A 7,438-nucleotide genomic window follows, 5' to 3' on the forward strand; every position below is an offset into this window, starting at 1 on the left:
CAGGATTCGCGCTCTGTGAGTGCGTCCCAGATGGTGGTATTGATGGCTGATGGAGGTGCCTTCATAAAGACCTGGTCTCTAGAAAGACACCCTCAACACGGTGAACTTCTTGTAACAATTGTCTTCTACAGCGTTATTGTTGGAACTGAGAACCGAATGCATGGCATATATTCCTCCAAGCACGCACTGATTGTTCGCGGCTGACAATCGATTTTAAGGTTTGAACGCGTCATTTAACTTGCAGCTGGAGACGTCGTTATAAATGCGGCGGATTACTGTGAAATGTTGAATGGGGTTTTTGAGGCTTCTTCCAGACATTACCCTGAATTTCCTGATCGACTGGTCGTGGCCGGGCAGTGATAATGTCATTTTGCTCGCCGAAAACCGGACATCCGAGTAGGTCATTGGATACCTCAACTATTGAAATTGAAAAGTCGCCTTGACCGGCAGGTTGTGGCCGATCTCGACGTGTAAAGCGTAACGATAACTTTGTGTTTTGGAGCTCTTATCATTCCGGTATGGAAGACTAACGAGATGACTATTTCGTTTTTTGTGTTGCATTTTTCTACACAAATTTATATGCTGATCTTGAGTAAAGCGGAGTATGAACATGAAACAAATGCAAACTAGAGAAACGACTCCTGTTTCCATCAATATCCGTGCCAAGGCCAGGCAGCGCGATATCATCGATCAAGCCGCTGAGCGTCTAGGCCGCAGTCGATCAGACTTTATGTTGGAAGCCGCCTGTCGTGCGGCAGAAGATATACTGTTGGATCAGGCATTTTTCACAGTGGATGACGGCACATTTGCACAATTTCAAGCGTTGCTCGACCAACCCTTACCGCCCACCGATAAGCTTCGCCAGTTAATTAAGACAAAAGCGCCTTGGGAAAAATGACTGTTCTAGAACTGTCGCCCCCAGGACCGATCACGTCAGATCATCGGTTGGTGGATTTTGATTGCGGGGATATGTCGCTGAATGATTGGCTAAAAAAACGTGCCCTCAAAAACCATAGGGCAGGGGCTTCCCGTTGCTTTGTAGTAATTGCTGGCGTGGACGTTGTTGCTTACTACTGCCTGTCTGCCGGTGCAATCAGTCATGAGGCTTCGCCCAAAGCCATGAGACGTAACATGCCCAATCCTTTGCCGGTCTTGCTGCTCGGTCGACTGGCTGTCGACAAGCGTTATCATAACCAAGGGATTGGCAAAGCGCTGTTGCGCGACGCAATGATACGGGCAGTCAACGTCTCGGGGGATGCGGGAGTATCGGCTATATTGGTTCATGCTCTGTCCGAACAAGCCAAACAATTTTATCTTTCACAGGGATTTGTGGAGTCACCTTTGCAAGCAATCACCTTGATGATGACGTTAGAGACAGTTCGGGAGATTTTGACTGAACCTGACTGAGAACTCATTTATAGCGTTTATACCGCCGGCTCCTTGTGTGCTGAGTGGCAAAGGGCCTTGATCAACCATCAAATGAAGGGAACACCCTGTGAAGTCAAAATCTTCGAGACCGATCAATACTTTTGATCAAATTTTGATTTTTTGGGGGTCGTCAATAGCTCAATTTAGCCTCAAAATTCTGATGACAAATGAACTGATTAAGTCATTAATTAATAAATAAAACAGGCCTAATTGTGATTCCGGTTGTCGTGGGTTCGAGCCCCATCGTTCACCCCAATAACTTGTTGATTGTCAGCAGGTTTTCAGAGTTAAAAACAGCATAATAAATTTTTCTGGCGAAAGCTATTTCTGTTTTCCCGTCGGCCCAACCATATCTGGCGTAACATCGTAGTCCCTCGTTACAGGCTAGGATCTATCTCCAGAAGCTTCTTTTGTCTCCAGTTGTGTCACTGATGCCTTTTCTTTTCAAGTCGTGAAACCAAAAGCGAACAAATTTAATGTCCTCGTTTGGGGCGTTTTGTTCAGCAATTTTTCCGACTCGTGTAAAAAATGAAAATGGCGACCATGAGCATTTCAATTCCCGATCCGATGAAAGACTGGGTGCAGTTTCAAGTGGAAACCGGCACGTATGCGAATTCGAGCGATTACGTGCGGGATTTAATTCGGCAGGATCAAAAAAAAACGAAACAAAATACAAACGTTGCAAGAAGCGATCACCATAGACTTACAAAACGGCGAAAGTGATCTATCGATTGACGCCATTATTCAGGCCGCTCGTAACAGTTTGAAAAACGATGCCTGATGAGTCGCTATATTTTTCCAAGGAAGCGGAAAAAGACTCAACCGACATTTATCGCTAGGGGTATTTGAACTACGGCGAAGCCAAAGCCGAGCAGTACCAACAAGCCTTAAAACAGAAATTGGCATTTCTGGCGGATAACCCTTACTTATATCGGCAGCGCACAGAATTTAACCCGCCAACGCGGTTTCATCCGCACCAAAAACATCTGATTATTCATTTCGCCAAATCGAATCATATTTTGATGGTTCGAATTCTTTAGCTGAAGTATTTTGCTAATCAGGTCGTTCTGTACGGATGGGGGTAGCAAATTTCGGCTCCTCAATTCCCTCTCCTGCTGGAGAGGGTTAGGGAGAGGAGAATTTAAAGCAGAAATATGAAGTATGATAAGCATAGTAGGGCAACGTAGCGGAAGTAGCCAAAAGACCCTGTTGTGCTATGCGCAGAATAGTTTCATATTCGAAAGAAAGAAGCCGGATGCGCCTAATCCGTCAAGCGTCAAAATTGGTTTGAGCCGTGAAACTCGTGCCGGATAGAGTAGGTTGTCTGTGCGGAAAAATATATAAAAGGCGCCTTCGACTATTCTGGGTGCAAACATAATCCCTATATCTTGCTATACTGGGTCGGCAAGGATGCACCAAGTAGGGTCGTCGAGCCATCGACATAAAGCCGTAACTCAAGCAAAGGATAATGTTTAAATGACCATGCAAAGCCAGCCACGAAAGCTGATATTCATTAACCGCTATTTTTACCCTGATCACTCCGCTACCAGCCAAATGCTTACGGATTTGGCGTTTGGGTTGGCCAAAGATAGCGTGGATCACGCGATACACATCGTTACCAGTCGCCAGCGCTACGACGATGCCTCGGCCCAACTGCCGGCCTGCGAAGTCATCCAAAACGTGCATGTCCACAGAGTCGTAACCACCCGATTTGGCCGGCAAAATCTGGTGGGCCGTGCATTCGACTACCTGAGCTTTTATGTCTCGTCTTTCGCCACCTTAATCAAGCTGACAAAAGCCGGCGATACACTGATTGCCAAAACCGACCCACCGCTGATCTCGGTCGTCGCCGCGCTAGTCGCTAAATTGAAACGCGCGCAGCTGGTGAATTGGTTGCAAGACTTGTTTCCGGAAGTGGCGGCGGAATTGGGTGTAAAACTAGCAAGGGGCTTGCCTTTTAAGCTATTAAAAGCCATCAGAAACAAAACCTTGCTACAAGCCAAAATGAATGTAGTCATAGGCGAATTAATGGCCGAACGCTTACGCAGGGAAGGCATCCCCAATACCAAGATTACCGTAATTCACAACTGGGCGGATGGCGAGCAGCTCAAGCCGATTCCCCATGACCAAAATCCGTTACGCGCGGCATGGGGCTTGCAAGGTAAATTCGTGGTCGGCTATTCCGGCAATCTCGGGCGCAGTCATGATTTTTCAACCATACTGGATGCAGCCGCGGCTTTGAAAGAGCGAGAAGACATTGTGTTTTTGCTGATAGGCGGCGGCGCACAACTGCCGCAAGTGCAGCAGGAGTGTGTTGAAAAAGGCCTGACCAATGTCCTTTTTAAACCCTACCAACCGCGCGAAACGCTTTCCGAGAGTTTGTCCGTTGCGGATGTACATTTGATTAGCTTAAAACCGGAATTGGAAAGCCTGATAGTGCCGAGTAAGTTTTATGGAATATTGGCGGTGGGGCGCCCGGTGATATTTATTGGCGATTTACAAGGTGAGCTGGCGAAAATAATTCAGTTTGAGATGTGTGGTGATGTTATTAAACAAGGCGATGTAGGTCAAATAATTGTAGCCATTACAAAGGAACAAAATCGAGCTATGCAAAAGCCACAAGAAAACAAAATAAGAAATTTATTTGATTTAAGATTTTCTAAGTTAAGAGCTATAAATGAATTTAATTGCATATTTAAGATATAAAAGTATAACCAATAATTGAGTTATCGTTTTTATAAATTAGATATATTTAGGTAACTAATGTATTTTGGCGTGGCCAGAAAAGGTGGTTGTAATATGAAGGCTTCTAGTAGATTAATAATTTGCGCGCTGCTACTGGTGGCGTTTGATTGTCACGCGTTCGAAATGTTTATTCATACGGGATATAAAAATACTCCTGATTTTTCGAAATACGGCTTTTCAAAGTCAACCATTATATATGAGCAACAAATCTATGGGCCTAAAGAAACTAGAGATGATATAAGTAAGCAAAATTTAAATAAAATTTCAGCTATTGTATTAACAGATAATTCAGGTGTTGTGATACTAGACATAGAACATTGGTTTAAAAATTGGGGAAGGAAAAGTAATAGCCAAAAAAAGGAAGTTATCAATAGATATTCTAATACATTAGATGAGTTACGGATGGCTCATCCAGGTCATAAGTTTGGTTACTTTGGGGTGGTTCCCGCTTGGGCTCACAGGGATATTATTAGTTCACAAAAGCTGCTGAGCAAATGGTTCGATGAAAATGAATTCAGAAAGTCACTTGTAGAATCTGTCGATGTGCTGTATCCAAGCTTATATACCCATGATGAAAATCCTGAAGAATGGAAAGCTAAGGCGATACTGGTGCTAGCAAAAGCTAAAGAAATCGCAAATGGCAGAAAGGTTATTCCTTTTATATGGCCAAATTACAGCGAAATGTCAGTAGAACATAAGTATGGAAATAGAGAATTACCGGTAAGTTATTGGAGAATGCAGATGGAGTTCTTAAAAGATAGCGCAGATGGTTTTGTCATTTGGAACGGAGCGCTTGGAAGTAAAGGAAATTGGGTTGAATCAATGCCGTGGTGGATTGAAACTAAAGACTTCGTTCGGGACAACTTTCCAGGGAAATATAATAGGGAATGATGAGTTTTTGAAATTGATAGATGTATCAGGCATTAAATCATAGTGTTTTATGGGGGATCGTTGAGGAAAAAATCAATAGCTTCTAGTACTTTGTACTTCACAGGGGCGAGTATTTTGGCTAGAGTTGGTGGGGTTATTACTCAGATTGTGTTAGGTTGGGTTCTGCTTAAGGAAGAATATGGTTTGTTCGCTATCACATTATCTATTGCAAGTGTATTCACTTGCATGAGAAACGGAGGGACAGACCAGATAATTGTTCAGCGTGGACGTGAATATATAAATTTAGCTCCACGTATAGCAACTTTTTCACTTATGTTTAATGTGCTTATTTGCGTTTTGTTTTTAGCCTTATCAGAAAATATAGCTACATATTATGGCGAACCTAAACTAACAGTGCTTCTTATTGTGTTAGCATTCGGTTATCTGTTCGCAACGCCAGGGCCGATATTGATAGCAAAGTTGTCTATTCAAAAAGACTTTCGCGAAATATCTATAGCCAATTTGATTACGATATTGAGCAAGCATTTTTTGACAATAATGCTTGCACTACTTGGCTTTGGTATATTTAGTTTATTGGTGCCGTTGGCTATGCAGCCCTTAATTGGCGCAATTTCTGCGTTTTATTTTGTCAGAAGTTGGCCAAAATTTGCAAAATTCAATGATGTTAAGATCCTGGATATTTTAAATAACTCAATTTGGGTTATTGCAAGTAATTTTGCTTTTAATTTATCAAACAATGTTCAATATTTTATTCTAGGTTCTTATTTTTCTTCCTCTGTAATTGGTGTGTACTTTTTCGCGGTTCAGATAATAAATAGCCCAATAGCTCTGATAAATGGCACGGTTAAAAGTATTGTTTTTCCTAGTTTATCTGGTTTGTTAGATAATTCGTTAAAATACAAGAACGCAGTTCTAAAAAGCATAATTGTTTCATATAGTATTGGTGCGTTGATAGGTATTTTTGGGTATTTAATATTGCCGACGTTAACCGATGTAATTTGGAAAGGTAAGTGGAATGAGTCGATTGTTTTTGTTCGAATACTATGTCTGATCATACCATCCGGTATTCTTGTAAATACACTTTATGAAATATTGGCCTCCGCCGGGTTTTGGAAGAACAGATTTTATTTATTAGCTGCTTCAATTGTGGTTGAAGTGTGCTCTATTTGGATGGTAATTGACTATTTAAGTATGCCGCGAGTAGCTTTAAATATGTTTTTGTTTCGTAACTTCTTTTTGATGTTGGTGTGTTTTTACGCCGTCGAAAAGGTCTGCGGTAAATTTTGTTATATAGATATTGGAATGTTATTCATACCATTTTCTTTGGTATCTGGAATGTTGCTTTATTTTGATGTGTTTTATGTTGATGAGATGAATTTATATGCATTCTATGGCTTAATTTTGTTAGCTGTTTGTTTTTACATTTTATTGCTAAATAGGTATATGCATGTTGGGAAAAACTTAACAACAAGGTTTGCAAAGAATGCCTAGCGCGTCTTCAAATTTGTTTTGTAGTGATCCGGTATGTAGTTAAGGTTTATATGATTATTAAATTTTACAATATTGATCCGATGTTACAAAACAAGGCAGTTAGTAACGATCAACATGCAGAAAGAAAAACTTTTATTCTTTATTTTTTGCTTCAGATTACTATATTTGTTGGTGTATGCTTAAGCTCTGTTGTTTCGCTTGTTGTAGCTTCCTGTTGCATATGCATGGTATTTTTTGGCCCGCAGAGAACTATACAAGCAATTACATTATTAATTTTAATTAGATTTATGAACCCTGCTGTAGCTATCCTTGCTCCCAATCTTTCTATTTTTAGCTTGGGAATACTATTATTATCATCGATATTATACATTCCCTGGGGTATGAGGCATGTTGCAAACCAGTTGATGCCAGTAATTATATTTTCAGTTTGTGCTTTATTGTTATCTGGAATAACGAGTGGTTCGGTATGGATATCTTTTTTAAAGATTATTTCGTTTTTGCTTTCAGCTTTAGCTGTGATAAGTATACTCAATAAACTAAATGTCAAACAAATACGTGATGTAACAGTCTGGATATTTTCTATTATGTTTGCCGTTGTATTTCTTTCTTTATTTACTTTATTTAATCACGATATTGCATATAATCTCAATGGTCTGGGGTTTCAAGGCATATTAGCCCATCCACAGGCAATGGGAGTATTTTTGGCACCATTAGTCAGTTTTTTTATCGGGCGGTTTATGTTTTATAAGAAGGGACTTTTATCGATCGATATGCTTTTAATATCTATTCTAATATATCTTATAATACTCACTCAAGCGAGGACTGCTGCTGTTGCGGTTTTTTTAAGTTTTATGGCGAATGTATTTGTTGTTAAACTCCCTAT

Annotated in this window: 7 protein-coding genes; all 7 read left to right on the plus strand. The window is 40.8% G+C overall.

The window, feature by feature from the left end; translation table 11 throughout:
• The first annotated feature begins 610 nt into the window (after positions 1-610).
• On the plus strand, positions 611-898 hold the full coding sequence (locus tag M0R33_RS09715) for a DUF1778 domain-containing protein (protein WP_292568231.1): 288 nt from the start codon (positions 611-613) through the stop codon (positions 896-898).
• Positions 895-1,407 carry a GNAT family N-acetyltransferase gene (locus M0R33_RS09720; RefSeq protein WP_292568233.1) on the plus strand — a complete coding sequence of 171 codons (513 nt, stop codon included), beginning with the start codon at positions 895-897 and terminating at the stop codon, positions 1,405-1,407. The genes M0R33_RS09715 and M0R33_RS09720 overlap by 4 nt, the downstream gene beginning before the upstream one ends.
• Before the next feature lie 866 nt (positions 1,408-2,273).
• Positions 2,274-2,468: a type II toxin-antitoxin system RelE/ParE family toxin gene (locus tag M0R33_RS24405; protein WP_366043504.1), complete on the plus strand. Its 195-nt coding sequence runs from the start codon at positions 2,274-2,276 to the stop codon at positions 2,466-2,468.
• Positions 2,469-2,904: 436 nt separating this feature from the next.
• Positions 2,905-4,134, plus strand: coding sequence for a glycosyltransferase family 4 protein (locus M0R33_RS09725; RefSeq protein ID WP_292568235.1), 1,230 nt, complete (start codon positions 2,905-2,907; stop codon positions 4,132-4,134).
• Positions 4,135-4,191: 57 nt separating this feature from the next.
• Entirely contained in the window at positions 4,192-5,064 is an 873-nt protein-coding gene (locus M0R33_RS09730; RefSeq protein WP_292568236.1) for a hypothetical protein, read from the plus strand.
• A 42-nt stretch (positions 5,065-5,106) separates the two neighbouring features.
• Positions 5,107-6,555 (plus strand): oligosaccharide flippase family protein, encoded by a 1,449-nt coding sequence (locus M0R33_RS09735; protein ID WP_292568238.1) that lies wholly within the window; start codon positions 5,107-5,109, stop codon positions 6,553-6,555.
• A gap of 50 nt (positions 6,556-6,605) precedes the next feature.
• The coding region (locus M0R33_RS09740; RefSeq protein WP_292568240.1) for a hypothetical protein at positions 6,606-7,438 on the plus strand (833 nt) is incomplete at its 3' end.

It is taken from the genome of Methylomonas sp. (genome assembly GCF_023228165.1).
Taxonomy (GTDB): domain Bacteria; phylum Pseudomonadota; class Gammaproteobacteria; order Methylococcales; family Methylomonadaceae; genus Methylomonas.

Excerpts from the sequence above, each read along its gene's own strand:
- M0R33_RS09720 (WP_292568233.1), top strand. The coding sequence starts at position 895 with ATGACTGTTCTAGAACTGTCGCCCCCAGGACCGATCACGTCAGATCAT.
- M0R33_RS09725 (WP_292568235.1), top strand. The coding sequence starts at position 2,905 with ATGACCATGCAAAGCCAGCCACGAAAGCTGATATTCATTAACCGCTAT.
- M0R33_RS09715 (WP_292568231.1), top strand. The coding sequence starts at position 611 with ATGAAACAAATGCAAACTAGAGAAACGACTCCTGTTTCCATCAATATC.
- M0R33_RS09730 (WP_292568236.1), top strand. The coding sequence starts at position 4,192 with ATGTATTTTGGCGTGGCCAGAAAAGGTGGTTGTAATATGAAGGCTTCT.